The sequence below is a fragment of the Acidovorax sp. genome, assembly GCF_027492855.1.
GTDB lineage: Bacteria > Pseudomonadota > Gammaproteobacteria > Burkholderiales > Burkholderiaceae_C > Acidovorax.
The window spans coordinates 1-14,581 of sequence record NZ_JAPUDY010000067.1 but is presented as its reverse complement, the minus strand read 5'-3'; the positions used below and the strand labels follow the sequence as shown (position 1 = coordinate 14,581).

At 66.9% G+C, this 14,581-nt stretch carries 11 protein-coding genes; 3 read left to right on the top strand and 8 right to left on the bottom strand.

Annotated features, from left to right (window positions below; all coding sequences use genetic code 11):
- Nucleotides 1-77: 77 nt before the first annotated feature.
- The 7 genes from Q0105_RS12800 to prpC all read right to left on the bottom strand — a co-directional run bounded on the left by Q0105_RS12800 (nucleotide 78) and on the right by prpC (nucleotide 8,743).
- A complete protein-coding gene (locus tag Q0105_RS12800; RefSeq protein WP_298212352.1) occupies nucleotides 78-806 on the bottom strand; it encodes a LysR substrate-binding domain-containing protein in 729 nt (242 codons plus the stop codon).
- Nucleotides 807-824: 18 nt separating this feature from the next.
- Nucleotides 825-1,292, bottom strand: coding sequence for a CopD family protein (locus tag Q0105_RS12795; RefSeq protein WP_298212462.1), 468 nt, complete (start codon nucleotides 1,290-1,292; stop codon nucleotides 825-827).
- Between the two features lie 35 nt (nucleotides 1,293-1,327).
- Nucleotides 1,328-2,674 carry a diguanylate cyclase gene (locus tag Q0105_RS12790; RefSeq protein WP_298212350.1) on the bottom strand — a complete coding sequence of 449 codons (1,347 nt, stop codon included), beginning with the start codon at nucleotides 2,672-2,674 and terminating at the stop codon, nucleotides 1,328-1,330.
- Nucleotides 2,675-2,764: 90 nt separating this feature from the next.
- Complete coding sequence (locus Q0105_RS12785; RefSeq protein WP_298212348.1) at nucleotides 2,765-3,625, bottom strand: isocitrate lyase/PEP mutase family protein; 861 nt, start codon at nucleotides 3,623-3,625, stop codon at nucleotides 2,765-2,767.
- Nucleotides 3,626-3,686: 61 nt separating this feature from the next.
- Complete coding sequence (gene prpF, locus Q0105_RS12780) at nucleotides 3,687-4,880, bottom strand: 2-methylaconitate cis-trans isomerase PrpF (protein WP_298212346.1); 1,194 nt, start codon at nucleotides 4,878-4,880, stop codon at nucleotides 3,687-3,689.
- Between the two features lie 54 nt (nucleotides 4,881-4,934).
- Nucleotides 4,935-7,553: a Fe/S-dependent 2-methylisocitrate dehydratase AcnD gene (gene acnD / locus Q0105_RS12775; protein ID WP_298212344.1), complete on the bottom strand. Its 2,619-nt coding sequence runs from the start codon at nucleotides 7,551-7,553 to the stop codon at nucleotides 4,935-4,937.
- Nucleotides 7,554-7,579: 26 nt separating this feature from the next.
- The gene (prpC, locus tag Q0105_RS12770) at nucleotides 7,580-8,743 is read right to left on the bottom strand and encodes a 2-methylcitrate synthase (RefSeq protein WP_298212342.1); all 1,164 of its coding nucleotides are present in this window, start codon (nucleotides 8,741-8,743) and stop codon (nucleotides 7,580-7,582) included.
- A gap of 171 nt (nucleotides 8,744-8,914) precedes the next feature.
- Here prpC and Q0105_RS12765 point away from each other — a divergent pair, with 171 nt between their 5' ends.
- The gene (locus Q0105_RS12765; protein ID WP_298212340.1) at nucleotides 8,915-10,387 is read left to right on the top strand and encodes a short-chain fatty acyl-CoA regulator family protein; all 1,473 of its coding nucleotides are present in this window, start codon (nucleotides 8,915-8,917) and stop codon (nucleotides 10,385-10,387) included.
- Between the two features lie 19 nt (nucleotides 10,388-10,406).
- On the opposite strand, the gene Q0105_RS12760 is transcribed toward Q0105_RS12765, so the two are convergent.
- Nucleotides 10,407-10,802, bottom strand: a complete 396-nt coding sequence (locus Q0105_RS12760; protein WP_298212465.1) for a hypothetical protein — start codon at nucleotides 10,800-10,802, stop codon at nucleotides 10,407-10,409.
- Here Q0105_RS12760 and Q0105_RS12755 point away from each other — a divergent pair.
- A complete protein-coding gene (locus tag Q0105_RS12755) occupies nucleotides 10,801-13,884 on the top strand; it encodes an EAL domain-containing protein (RefSeq protein ID WP_366145927.1) in 3,084 nt (1,027 codons plus the stop codon). The genes Q0105_RS12760 and Q0105_RS12755 overlap by 2 nt on opposite strands.
- A gap of 227 nt (nucleotides 13,885-14,111) precedes the next feature.
- Nucleotides 14,112-14,581: AAA family ATPase (locus Q0105_RS12750; RefSeq protein ID WP_298212338.1), on the top strand; the 470-nt coding region annotated here is incomplete at its 3' end.

Sequence of the window (14,581 nt, the reverse complement as noted above, 5' to 3'; positions counted from 1 at the left end):
CGTAGCAGGGCTCCTCTTACGCCGATGGTAGAGGCCCGGCGCGCCGGAGGTATGGCAGCAGAGAGCTTGCCCGTGCCTCAAGTAGGTGAACCCTCAGAAAACCGCTCCAGCAAGAAATCCACAAAGCTGCGCAGCTTGGGTGAGCGGTAGCGGTCTGGCGGGTACACCACGTGCATGGGGCGGCTGGGGAGCTCGTAGTCGGCGAGCAGTTGCACCAGGCGGCCCGCTCGGACATCGGATTCGAGCAGGATGGCCGACTGCAGGACGATGCCCAGGCCATGCAACGCCGCCACCCGCAGCGCCTGCCCGTTGTTGACCTTGAGCCGCCCGGACACGGGCACCCGGCACACGCCGTCGTCGCCCGTGAGGCTCCAGTGCGCGAGCGCGGAGGGGGTGAACGACAGGCATTCGTGGCCTGCCAGATCGTCGGGCCTTTGTGGCGTGCCGTGGCGTGCAAGGTAGGCGGGAGACGCGCAGACCATCAGCCGGTAAGGCGCCAGAGGCCTTGCGATGAGTGCGGAATCCGGCAAATGGCCGATGCGGATGGCGGCTTCAAAGCCCTCTTCCAGCAGATCCACCACACGGTCGTTCAGCGCCAGGTCCACGCTGATCTCGGGGTAGCGGTCGAGGTAGGACGACAGGGCGGGCATCAGCGCCTCGGCGCCAAAAGTGACGGGTGCGCTGATGCGCAGCTTGCCCGCTGGTGCCAGTTGCTGGTTTTGTGCGAGGGCATCGACGAAACGCAGGCGGCCTATGCCGAACTCAGCGCGGGCGGGCGGCACTTTGGCAAGCTGGCCATCGTGCATTGACGGGGGCGGAGCGCGCTACAAAAGCACGGTGATGGACACGATGGCCACGCCCAGCACCAGGTTCACGCCCACCCATTGGCGAATAGCGGCCATGGCCTGGCCGCCCGCGGGCCAGTCGGATGCCGCCACCGCCCGCTGCAGGCGCCGGAACGGCACCAGGCGGATGTAGCCGAAGATGGCCACCATCACCAGGCCCAGGGTGGCCATGAGGGTCCAGTCCAGCGGCATGGCAAACGTGCCGCCCGCCTGCACCGCTTGCCGCGCTACGCGGCCGATCATCCACAGCCCGCTGGCCAGCACCACCACGATGGCCACCGCCACGGCGGCCAGAAAGCGCCGCAGCACGTCGTGCATCAGCGCCAAGCGCTGCGGCGGCGGGAGCGCCTGTGCTGCGGGGCGCAGAAAGAAGTGGGCAAAGGCCATGCCGCCAACCCAGACGATGACGGACAGCAGGTGGGCGAGGAGGAGGGCGTTGTAGAGCATGGTGCGGCAGGGTGATGCGGTGGATGTGGTGGTGCTCACGGCGTTCCGGCCATGTGCACCTGGTTGCCGCCGTTTTTCTTGGACAGGTACATGGCCTCGTCGGCATGGCCGAGCAGGTGGTGTTCCTCGTCGCCGTGCTCTGGGTAGATGGCAACGCCGATGCTGGGCTGGATGGTGAGGGACTGGCCGTCCAGGTCGAACGGCTGGCCGAAGGCCGCCAGGATCTTGTCGGCCACCGCCGTGGCGTGGTCGCGGGCCTGGCCGCTTTCGAGCAGCACCACAAACTCGTCGCCGCCCAGGCGGGCCACGGTGTCGGAGCCGCGCACACATTCGATCAAACGCTGCGCCACACGCTGCAGCAGCAGGTCGCCCATGGCGTGGCCCAAGGTGTCGTTCACATCCTTGAAGCGGTCCAGGTCGATGAACAGCAGGGACAGCAGGCGCTGGTCTCGCCGCGCGCGGGCCAACGCGGTCTTGAGGCGGTCGAGAAACAGCCGCCGGTTGGGCAGGTGCGTGAGCGCGTCGTACTGGGCCATGTGCTCCAGGCGCTCGTGCATCTGCTTGCGCTCAATGGCTGCGGCCACCTGGGTGGAGGCGAACTGCAGCAGCTCCTTGTCCTTGTCGGTGTAGCGGCCTTGTTCGGTGTAGCTTTGCAGCACCAGCGCGCCGATTGCGCCCTTGTGTGTTTGCAGCGGCACGCCCAGCCAATACAGCGGGGCCGTGGCTTGTGGGGCGGCCAGGTGGTGTGCTGCAAGGGTTTCGGGGGTCAGCAGTAGGGGGCGGCCCTGGCTGATCACCTCGGCGCACAGTGCGTCCTGCGCCAGCGGCATCGGCGCGGGGGCGGGCAGGTGCTCGTTGACGTGGTAGGGGAAGCTCAGTACATCGGTATCGGCGTCATGCAGCGCGACCGCAAAGTTGGTGGCGGGCAGCAGCTTGCCGATGATCTGGTGGATGTCCTGGAACAGCGCTTCCAGGTTCTGGGTGGTGTGGGCGGCCTCCGAGATGGCGTAGATCACGGCCTGCTTGGATTCCGCCAAGCGGCGCTCGGTGACGTCGTGCGCCACCGCCAGCCGCACCTGCTGCTCGGGCAGCCAGCGTGCCGTCCAGCGGATATAGGCAATGGAGCCGTCCTTGCGCACATAGCGGTTTTCGAACTGCAGCTGCAACTGGCCTTCGGTCACGCTCTTGGCTTGGCACTGGGTGGCGGCCAGGTCGTCGGGGTGCACCATGTCGAGCATGCGTTTGCCCACCACTTCTTCGGGGGGATAGCCAAAAATGCGTTCGAACGCAGGGCTGACAAACACGATCGAGCTGTCCACGTTGACGACGCAGACTGCGTCGAGCATCAGGTCCACCACGTTCAGGGAAGAAATGCGTTGCATGGGGCGGTGGGCGCGGGGTGCATGGGGCGCCCATTGTGCCGCGCCCCGCGCGTTCGTGCCTCGCTGCACGCCTGGATATACGGTGCACGCTCAGGTGTATTGGGCCTCCAGTGCATCCCATTCGGCCTTGCGTACTAGCCGTTGGCGTTCGGCAAAGGGGGCGACCAGGGCTGGGTCTTCGTCGATGCGCCGCTGCTCGCGCAGCACGGTGAGCGCCTTTTGCATGCCCGCCACCGCGCCCTGCAGCGCTGCGTTGGCATACAGCACCAGGCCGTAGCCCAGACCGGCGAGTTCCTCGGCGCCGGTGATAGGGGTCTTGCCGCCGATCACCATGTTCATGAGCTGGGGCGCCGCCAGCCGCTTTGGCAGGGCGCGGATCTCCTCGATGCGGGTGACGGCTTCGACGAACAGGATGTCGGCGCCCGCCTCTTCAAAGCGCCGCGCGCGCTCCACGGCGGCCTCAAAGCCCTGGGTGGCGCAGGCATCGGTGCGGGCCAGGATGAGGGTGCCCGCGTCGCGGCGCGCGTCCACCGCCGCCTTGATCTTGCCCAGCATCTCCTCAGTGGAGATCACCTCTTTGCCGCTGAAGTGCCCGCAGCGTTTGGGGCTGACCTGGTCTTCAAGCTGGATACAGTCGGCGCCCGCGCGCTCGAGCGTGCGCACGGCGTGGTAGGTGTTGAGCGCGTTGCCAAAGCCCGTGTCGGCATCGACGATGAGCGGCAGCTCCACCGCATCGCGGATGCGGGCCGTGTGGTCGGCGATGTCGGTGAGGCCCATGAAGGCCTGGTCGGGCAGGCCGAACCACATGTTGGTGACGCCCGCGCCGGTCACATAAATGGCTTCAAAACCCTGGTCGGCCACCACGCGGGCGGACAGGGCGTTGAACGCGCCGGGCACGATGACGCCCCGGCGGGCTTGGGCCAGGGCTTTGAGTTGTTGTTTGGTGTTCATGATTTGCTACTTATTTGATAGCTGCTTGCGCTTGACGAACAAGCGCTATAGCCTGTTTTTGTTAAAAACTATCGGCAGGCACGCGTACCCAGCCTTCCATGAGGATGCGGGCGCTGCGGCTCATCAAGGCCTTGGTGACCTGCCATTGGCCGTTGACCAGCGCGGCCTCGGCCCCCACGCGCAGGGTGCCCGAGGGGTGGCCAAATCGAACGGCGCTGCGTTGACCGCCGCCTGCCGCCAGGTGCACCAGCGTGCCGGGGATGGCGGCGGCGGTGCCGATGGCCACGGCCGCCGTGCCCATCATCGCGTGGTGCAGTTGGCCCATGGAGAGGGCACGCACCAGCAGGTCCACCTCGCTCGCCCCTATGGGTTTGCCGCTGGATGTGATGTAGCTGGCGGGCGGGGCCACGAAGGCGATCTTGGGCGTGTGCTGGCGCTGCGCGGCCTCGGCCACGTCGGCAATGAGGCCCATCTTTACGGCGCCGTGGGCGCGGATGGCCTCGAAGCGCGCCAGCGCCGCTGGGTCTTGGTTGATGTCGCCCTGCAGCTCGGTGCCGGTGTAGCCGAGGTCCTGGGCGTTGAGAAAAATAGTGGGGATGCCCGCGTTGATCAGCGTGGCGGCAAAGTGGCCCACGCCGGGCACGTCCAGCATGTCCACCACGCGGCCGGTGGGGAACATGGCGCCGCCGTCGTCGCCATCGTCCGCCGGATCGATGAACTCCAGCGCCACCTCGGCGGCCGCAAAGGTCACGCCGTCCAGTTCAAAGTTGCCCGTCTCCTGCACCTGTCCATTGGCAATCGGCACATGCGCCACGATGGTCTTGCCGATGTTGGCCTGCCAGATGTGCACGGTGACATGGCCTTGTTGTGGGATGCGCGCCGCGTCGATCAGCCCCATGTGGATGGCGCACGACCCCACGGCCGCCGAGAGGTTGCCGCAGTTGCCGCTCCAGTCCACCAGGGGCCGGTCGATGGCAACCTGGCCGAACAGGTAGTCCACATCGTGCCCCGGCCGCGTGCTGCGGCTCAGGATCACGGCCTTGCTGGTGCTGGATGACGCATTGCCCAGGCCGTCGATCTGCTTGCCATACGGGTCAGGGCTGCCCAGCACGCGCAAGAGCAGGGCGTCGCGTGCGGCGCCGGGCTGCCGAGCGGGCTCGGGCAGGTCTTGCAGCTTGAAGAACACGCCTTTGCTGGTGCCGCCGCGCAGGTAGGTGGCGGGAATCTTGATCTGTGGTGCCACAGGGCTTGTCATGGTGGTCATATCAAATTTGATAGCTGCTTGCGCTTGTTAGATAAGCGCTGGAGCCTATTTTTGCTTGTGGTTTTGGGCCAAAAAGTCCTGCGCAAAACGTTGCAGCACGCCGCCGGCTTCGTACACCGACACCTCCTCGGCGGTGTCGAGGCGGCAGGCCATGGGCACCTTGGCCACCTCGCCATTCTTGCGGCGCACTACCAGCGTGAGCGTGGCACGGGGCTGCAGGTGCCCCTCCACGTCGAAGGTTTCGGTGCCATCAAGCCCCAGCGTGTGGCGGCTGGTGCCGGGCGCAAACTCCAGTGGCAACACGCCCATGCCGATGAGGTTGGTGCGGTGGATGCGCTCGAAGCCTTCGGCCACCACCACCTCCACGCCCGCCAGGCGCACGCCCTTGGCGGCCCAGTCGCGGCTGGAGCCCTGGCCGTAGTCGGCGCCCGCGATGATGATCAGCGGCTGGCGGCGGTTGAGGTAGGTTTCCATCGCCTCCCACATGCGCATGACGGTGCCCTCGGGCTCCACGCGGGCGAGCGAGCCTTTTTTGACCTGGCCATCCACCACGGCCATCTCGTTCACCAACTGCGGGTTGGCAAAGGTGGCGCGCATGGCCGTCAAATGGTCGCCCCGGTGTGTGGCGTAGGAGTTGAAGTCTTCCTCCGGCAGGCCCATCTTCGCCAGGTATTCGCCCGCCGCGCTGTCCGCCAGGATGGCGTTGGAGGGCGAGAGGTGGTCGGTGGTGATGTTGTCGGGCAGGATGGCCAGCGGGCGCATGCCCTTCAGGGTGCGCGGGTTGGCCGCCAGCGCGCCCACGCCTTCGGTGTCCCAATAAGGCGGGCGGCGGATGTAGGTGGACTGTGCGCGCCAGCCGTACTGCGGCGCCACCGCCTCGCCCTGGTCGGCGGCAATGGCGAACATGGGCTCATACACGGCGCGGTACTGCGCGGGCTTCACGGCTGTCTTCACCACGGCGTCGATCTCCGCATCGCTGGGCCAGATGTCCTTCAGGCGGATCTCGCGGTCGCCCACCACCGCCAGCACGTCGTTCTCGATGTCAAAGCGCACGGTGCCTGCGATGGCATAGGCCACCACCAGCGGCGGCGAGGCCAGGAATGCCTGGCTGGCATAGGGGTGGATGCGCCCGTCGAAGTTGCGGTTGCCCGAGAGCACGGCGGTGGCGTACAGGCCGCGGTCGATGATCTCCTGCTGGATGGCGGGGGCCAGCGCACCGCTCATGCCGTTGCAGGTGGTGCAGGCAAAGGCCACGATGCCAAAACCCAGCGTTTCCAGGTCGGCCAGCAAGCCCGCTTCCTTCAAATACAGCTCCACCGCCTTGGAGCCGGGCGCCAGCGAGGTCTTGACCCAGGGTTTGCGCGCAAGGCCGAGCCGGTTGGCATTGCGTGCCAGCAGGGCGGCGGCGATCACGTTGCGCGGGTTGCTGGTGTTGGTGCAACTGGTGATGGCGGCGATGACCACGGCGCCATCGGGCATGGTGCCTTCGTGCGCGCTTGGCATGGCCCACGGTGCGGCAATGCCCTTGGCGGCCAGATCGCTGGTGGCCACGCGGGCGTGTGGGTTGGAGGGGCCGGCCAGGTTGCGCACCACGCCGGACAGGTCGAACGTGAGCTGGCGCTCGTAAACGGCGCCTTGGAGGGTGCTGGACCACAAGCCTGCGGTTTTCGCATAGGTTTCGACCAGTTGGACCTGGCTGGCCTCGCGGCCGGTCAGCGTGAGGTAGGCGAGCGTCTGCTCGTCGATGCTGAACATCGCAGCGGTGGCGCCGTACTCGGGCGCCATGTTCGAGATGGTGGCGCGGTCGCCGATGGTGAGCTTGGCGGCACCTTCGCCGTAAAACTCCAGGTAGGCGCCCACCACCTTGGACTTGCGCAGGAACTCGGTCAGCGCCAGCACCACGTCGGTGGCGGTAACGCCGTCCTGCCGCTGGCCGGTGAGCTGCACGCCCACGGTCTCGGGCAGGCGCATCCACGAGGCGCGGCCCAGCATCACGTTCTCGGCCTCCAGGCCGCCCACGCCGATGGCGATCACGCCCAAAGCGTCCACATGGGGCGTGTGGCTGTCGGTGCCCACGCAGGTGTCGGGGTAGGCCACGCCGCCCTGCACCTGCACGACCGGCGACATCTTCTCCAGGTTGATCTGGTGCATGATCCCGTTGCCCGCCGGGATCACGTCCACGTTGGCAAACGCCTTCTTCGTCCATTCGATGAAGTGAAAGCGGTCCTCGTTGCGGCGGTCTTCAATCGTGCGGTTCTTGGCGAAGGCGTCGGGCTCGAAGCCGCCGCACTCCACGGCCAGCGAGTGGTCCACGATGAGCTGCACGGGCACGACAGGGTTCACCTGGGCCGGGTCGCCGCCCGCCGCCGCGATGGCGTCGCGCAGGCCGGCCAGGTCCACCAGCGCCGTCTGGCCCAGGATGTCGTGGCAGGCCACGCGGGCCGGAAACCACGGAAAGTCGCGCTCGCGCTTGCGCTCGATCAGTTGCATGAGGCACTCGGCCATGATGGCCGGGTCGGCGCGGCGCACGATGTTTTCGGCGTGCACGCGGGCGGTGTAGGGCAGGGTGGCCCAGGCGCCGGGCTGCAGCGCGTCAACGGCCTCGCGGGCGTCGAAGTAGTCGAGCGCTGTGCCGGGCAGGTTCTTGCGGTATTTGATATTCATGGCGTGGGGCAGAGGCGTCGAAGTATTTACCGGCGGTCGTCGATGGGCACGAACGCCAGATCGTCCGGCCCGGTGTAGTGGGCGCTGGGGCGGATGATCTTGTTGTCCTGCCGCTGCTCGATGATGTGCGCGGCCCAGCCGCTGGTGCGTGCGATGACGAACAGCGGCGTGAACATGGCGGTGGGTACGCCCATCATGTGGTAGCTCACGGCGCTGAACCAGTCGAGGTTGGGAAACATCTTTTTCACCTCCCACATCACTGTCTCCAACCGCTCGGCAATGTCATACATCTTGGTCGATCCGGCGTCATGGGACAGTTGCTTGGCCACCCCCTTGATGACCACATTGCGCGGGTCGCTCACGGTATAGACCGGGTGGCCGAAGCCGATCACAACCTCCTTGGCCTCGACGCGGCGGCGGATGTCGACCTCGGCCTCATCGGGGCTGTCGTAGCGTTTCTGGATCTCGAAAGCCACCTCGTTGGCGCCGCCATGCTTGGGGCCGCGCAGCGCGCCGATGGCGCCGGTGACGGCTGAATACACATCGCTGCCCGTGCCCGCCACCACGCGGGCGGTGAAGGTGGAGGCGTTGAACTCGTGCTCGGCATACAGGTTAAGCGAGGTGTGCATGGCGCGCTCCCAGGCGGCGCTGGGCGGCGTGCCGTGCAGCAGGTGCAAAAAGTGCGCGCCGATGGAGTCGTCCTGGGTTTCCACCTCGATGCGGCGGCCCGAGCTGGCCCAGTGGTGCCAGTACAGCAGCATGGAGCCGAGCGAGGCCATGAGCCGATCGGCAATGTCGCGCGCTCCGGGCAGGTTGTGGTCGTCCTTTTCGGGCAGTGCGCAGCCCAGGGCCGAGACGCCGGTGCGCATCACGTCCATGGGGTGGCTGGCGGCGGGCAGTTGCTCCAGCGCCTGTTTCACCGACAGGGGCAGGCCACGCAGGGCCTTGAGCCGGGCCTTGTAGGCCTTGAGCTCGGGGCGCGTGGGCAGCTTGCCATGCACCAGCAGGTGGGCGATTTCCTCGAACTCGCAGACCTCGGCCATGTCCAGGATGTCGTAGCCCCGGTAGTGCAGGTCGTTGCCCGTGCGGCCCACGGTGCACAGGGCCGTGTTGCCTGCGGTCACGCCCGACAGCGCAACGGATTTTTTGGCCTTGAAGGCGGTGGCGGCTGGGGTGGCGGTTTCGGTCATGGCGCGTGGTTCTCCATTGCTGCAAAAGGGTTGTGCACCGGTGTCTTGCTGGTGCATGATTCGCAATGTACGCAAGCCATTCACCCAATGTAAGCCCTGAATTGGCGAAGGTTTGCGAATGAAAAACAAGCAACTTGCGAAGTTTGCGAATAACCACGAGGAAAACAGTTCATGCGCAAAACCTTTATGGGCGTGCAACTGCGCCGCCTGCGCGAGGAGCGCGGCCTCACGCAGGTGGCGCTGGCGCGCACGCTGGGCCTGTCGGCCAGCTACCTGAACCAGATCGAGCAGAACCAGCGCCCGCTCACGGTGTCGGTGCTGCTCAAGATCAGCGCCGCGCTGGGTGTGGACGTGCAGCGCTTTTCCGACGACGAGGAAGCGCGCCTGATCGCGGGCCTGAACGACGTGCTGGCCGACCAGCCGCCAGGCGGCACGGGGCAGGAGCAGGTGTCGCTGGCCGAAATCCGCGAACTGGCCGCCAGCATGCCCGCCGTGGCCCGCACGCTGATCGGCATGCACGGGCGCTACCGGCAGGCGCTGGAGCGGCTGGATGCGCTGGCCGCGCCCTGGGATGACGAGCGCGCGGGGCAGCAGGGCACCGCCGCCCCGGCACCACCGCCCATGGCCTACGAGGAGGTGCGTGACTATTTCTTCGCCCACCACAACCACATGGGCGAGCTCGATGCCGCCGCCGAGCGCTGCGCCGCGCAGTGGGGCCTGGAGCCGCGCCGCGCCGACCACGTGCTGCAGCAGCGCCTGGAGCAGCAGCACGGCGTGCGCGTGGTCACGCCGGGGCCCGAGGCGCCGGTGCTGCACAGCGGCACGCTGCGTTTGTTCGACGCGGCTTCGGGGGTGTTGTACCTGTCTGACCGGCTGGAGGGCGGGCAGCGCAACTTCCACATGGCGACGCAGCTGGCGTTTTTGGAGATGGAGCCCGTGCTGCAGCGCCTGGCGCAGGATGCGCGCCTGTCGAGCCCCGAGGCGCGGCAGCTCGCGCGCATCGGCCTGGCCAACTACTTCGCGGGGGCGCTGCTCATGCCGTATTCGGCCTTTTTGCATGCCGCCGAGGAGGAGGGCTACGACATCGAGCGCCTGGTGCAGCGCTTTGGTGTGGGTTTCGAGGCGGTGTGCCACCGGCTGTCCATGCTGCAGCGGCCGCAGGCGCGTGGCATTCCGTTCATCTTCATCCGCGTGGACCGGGCGGGCAACATCTCCAAGCGCCAGTCGGCCACACATTTCCACTTTTCGCGCATCGGCGGCACCTGCCCGCTGTGGAACGTGTACGAGGCCTTCGCCCAGCCGGGCCGCATCGCCACGCAGCTCGCCCGCATGCCCGACGGGCGCACCTACCTGTGGGTGGCGCGCACCGTGCAGCACGGCGGCGGCGCCTGGGGTGCACCGGGCAAGCTGCACGCGGTGGCGCTGGGCTGCGACATCGAACACGCCCCGCGCTGGGTGTATGCCAAGGGCCTGAACCTGGCCGACCCGGCCGCCGCCGTGCCCATCGGCATGGGCTGCAAGGTGTGCGAGCGCACCAGTTGCCCGCAGCGCGCCTTCCCACCCGTGGGGCGGGCGCTGGAGGTGGACGAGCGGCGCAGCACGCTGGCGCCGTACCCGGTGGCGAATCCACAACGGCTTTTATAGATTGCTCACTATTTGATAGCTATTTGCGCTTTCTGATAAAGCGATAGGGCCTGATTTGGCAGTTTATCCAAGGGGGCGAGCGCCATTTATCCCGTTCAGATGGCTCCGGTGGGGTGCAGGCAAGCGCAAGGGTATCCAGGCAGGTGTCAGCCATGGTGCTGTTTTTCTTTAATAATGGCCCGTAACGGAATGTGTTGGTTCGGCCATGGGGGCGTGCGTGGCTCTGCGCTTTGCGCTCCATGGTCTGGCCGACGCCCGACGGGCAATGCAAAGGCGTGCGTCTGACTTCACTGAACTCCTCCTCCGCACTGAAACCACCTCGCGGCCACAGCAGGCATTGGGCTGCGGGTTTGGGCGTGGCTGCGCTCGGTTTGGCGATGAGCCTGTGGCTGGGGCTGAACCAGGCCTCGTCCATGGCACGCATTGAAGAAGCCCGCTTTACCCAGGAAGCCCGTGTTTTTTCCGACGCCCTGAGTCAGCGCCTGGCCAGCCACACCGAGGTGGTCAGCGGCTTGCGCGGCCTGTTCACCGCCAATCCGCGCCTGTCGCGTCTGGACTTCGAGCGTGCGACCAGCGAGATGGAGGTCGGCCAGCGCTACCCTGGCGTGCGCAACCTGTCGTTCACCCGCTGGGTGCCGGACTCTGAACGAGCGGCCTACGAGGCCCGCGTCCGGGCGGACACGTCGCTGTCGCCCGATGGTTTTCCGGATTTCAGGATCCATCCGCCGGGTCAGCGCGTGGAATATTTCGTGGCCGAATACCTCTGGCCCATGGTGGGCAACGAAAGCGTGCTGGGCCTCGATATCAGCGCCCAGCCCACCAATCTGGCGGCCATGCGCTACAGCCGCGACAGCGGGCAGACGGTGATGTCGGCGCCCTTCGACCTTTTGCAAGAGACGGAGCACCGGGCGGGCATCGTCATCCGTGTGCCTGTGTTCGACCCGACCAGCAGCTCAACCGGAGAGCGCTTTATCGGCGCGGTGGCGTCCACCATCCGGGTGTACGACCTGGTGCGTGGGCTGGGCAGCCTGGGCTATCTCAAGGGCATTGCTGTGGCGATGACCGACCAGGGCCCCGTGCGCACCGAGTCCGGCGGCGCGATGGTGCGCACCTTGGTGGAGCAGACAGCCCCCGGCCTGCCGGGCGCCAAGCCCCTGGTGCGTGACCTGACGGTGCATGACCGGCGCTGGCAGCTCACCTTCTATCCCACGCAGTCGTTCCTCACGCCGTCCGAGGCCCGCCTTCCGCTGCTGGCGGGGCTGGCGGCGGCGCTGGTGTCGCTTTTGCTGGCATCCACCGTGGGCCTGCTGGTGCACCAGCGCACCCTGGCGCTGGTGCGCGCGCAGGCGTCGGACGACGCACGGCGCGAGAGCGAGGAGCGTTTTCGCGCCCTGTTCAACCAGGCCACCGTGGGCATGGCGCTGATGGACACCGCCACGGGCCGCTACCTGCGCGTCAACCAGCGGTATTCGGACATCGTGGGCTACAGCGCGCACGAGATGCAGAGCCTGACGTTCATGAGCCTCGTCCACCCCGAGGATCTGCCCGAAGACCTGGCCCAGTTGGAGCGTCTGAAGGCGGGCGAAATTCCTGAATACCGCATGGAGATCCGCTACATCCACAAGGACGGGCACCCGGTGTGGAGCGATCTGATGGTGTCGCTACTGTGGGACCAGGGCGTGGCGTCGGGGCAGCATATTTCGGTGGTGCAGGACATCGCCTCGCGCAAGCAGATGGAGGAATCCCTGCGCGCCAACGAGCAGCGCATGCGCGGCATCCTGGAGCGCCTGCCCATGGGCCTGTGCCTGATCCAGCAGGACGGCTTCATCAGCTTTCGCAACCGGCGGTGCGTGCAGATCTGCGGCTACACCGAAGAAAGCGTGCCGGATGTGGAGACCTGGTGGCTGCGCGCGTTCCCCGACCCCGAAATCCGCGAGGCGGCGCGCAGCGACTGGGAAGCGGCGGGCGAACAGGCCGCAGGCAATCAAGGCGTCGTCCCCAGCGTCGAATACACCATCGTGTGTGCCGACGGCAGCCGCAAGCCGGTGGAGTTTTCTGGTGTGTTTATCGATGGCGGGCGCCTTGTCACCCTGCAGGACCTGAGCCAGCACAAGGCCGCCGAGGAAGAAATCAACACCCTGGCTTACTACGACCCGCTCACCCGCCTGCCCAACCGGCGGCTGCTGATGGACCGGCTGCAACAGGCGCTGGCCACCAGTGCGCGCCACCAGCGCAGCGGCGCCTTGCTGATGCTGGATCTGGACAATTTCAAGACCTTGAACGAAACCCGGGGCCATGACCGGGGCGACGCGCTGCTGCTGCAGGTGGCGCACCGCCTGCGCAGTTGTTTGCACGAGGACGACACGGTGGCGCGCCAGGGCGGCGATGAATTTGTGGTGGTGCTCGAAGACCTGGGAGACAGCACCGAAGAGGCCGCGGCGCGTGGTGAAGAGGTCGGCCAGCGCATTCTGTCGGTGCTGCGCGAGCCCTACCAGCTCGATGGCGATGCCCACCACAGCTCGCTGAGCATGGGCGTCACGATCTTCAGCGGCATGCAGGAGACGACGGACGAGCTGCTCAAGCGTGCGGACCTGGCGCTCTACCAGGCCAAAAACGCGGGCCGTGACACCCTGCGTTTCTACGACCCCAAGATTCAGGCCGCCGTGAGCGCACGGGCCGCCCTGGAGCTGGACATGCGCGCCGGCCTGGCCCAGGGGCAGTTCGAGCTGTACTACCAGCCGCAGATCGACCGGGGCCGCATCACGGGGGCCGAGGCCCTGCTGCGCTGGCGCCACCCGCGCGACGGTTTTGTCTCGCCCGCGCATTTCATCCCGCTGGCCGAAGAGACCGGGCTCATCCTGCCGCTGGGCGAATGGGTGCTGCAGGTGGCCTGCCAGCGGCTGGCCGCCTGGGCGCAGCAGCCCGAACTGGCCGGGTTGAGCCTGGCCGTGAACGTGAGCCCGCGCCAGTTCCACCAAAGCGGCTTTGTCGCCCAGGTGCTGGCGGCCCTGGCCGGGGCCGGGGCCGATGGCCGCCGCCTCAAGCTGGAGATGACCGAAGGCCTGCTGCTGCAGGACGTGGAAGACACCATCGACAAGATGGGCCAGCTCAAAGGCTACGGCGTGGGGTTTTCGCTCGACGACTTCGGCACCGGCTACTCATCGCTGTCCTACCTCAAGCGCCTGCCGCTCGAACAGCTCAAGATCGACCAGGGTTTTGTGCGCGACGTGCTCACCGACCCCAACGACGCCGCCATCGCCCGCACCGTGGTGGCGCTGGGCACCAGCCTGGGCCTGCGCGTGATTGCAGAAGGGGTGGAGACCGAGGCGCAGCGCGAGTTTCTGGAGCGCCACCACTGCCATGCCTGGCAGGGTTACCTGCTGAGCCCGCCCTTGCCGGTGGCCGAGTTCGAGGCCCTGGTGCGCAGCGCCTACGAGGCCGAGCAGCGCAAGACCGGGCTCGACGACGATGCGATGGATTTGATTTATCAAATTTGATAGCAATAAACCATTGCGGAACAAGCGCTAGGGCTTGTTTTAACCAAATGTTTCCATCCAGGCCGGGTGATAGCCCTCAGCCCGCCCGCCAAGGCCCGGTGGCGGGCGGGCGGCGCGGTATCATTCCGCCCTTGCAATATGCAATAGCCTGCGTGTGCCCCGCCCGGAACGCCCGTCCGGCGCCCGTTTCCACCCCTGCGCTCCCTTTTTTGCCCGCCTCCTGACCCGTGCGTCTTACCTCGATCAAGCTTTCCGGTTTCAAGTCGTTCGCTGAACCCACCAACTTCATGCTGCCAGGGCAACTGGTCGGCGTGGTGGGCCCCAACGGCTGCGGCAAGTCCAACATCATGGACGCGGTGCGCTGGGTGCTGGGCGAAAGCAAGGCCAGCGAATTGCGTGGCGAGAGCATGCAGGACGTGATCTTCAGCGGCACCACCACGCGAAAGCAGGCCAGCCGCGCCAGCGTGGAGCTGGTGTTCGACAACTCGGACCACCGCGCAGGCGGCCAGTGGGGGCAGTATGGCGAGGTGGCCGTGCGCCGCGTGCTCACCCGCGACGGCACCAGCAGCTACTACCTCAACAACCAGCCCGTGCGCCGCCGCGACGTGCAGGACGTGTTCCTGGGCACGGGCCTGGGGCCGCGCGCCTACGCCATCATCGGCCAGGGCACCATCAGCCGCATCATCGAGTCGCGCCC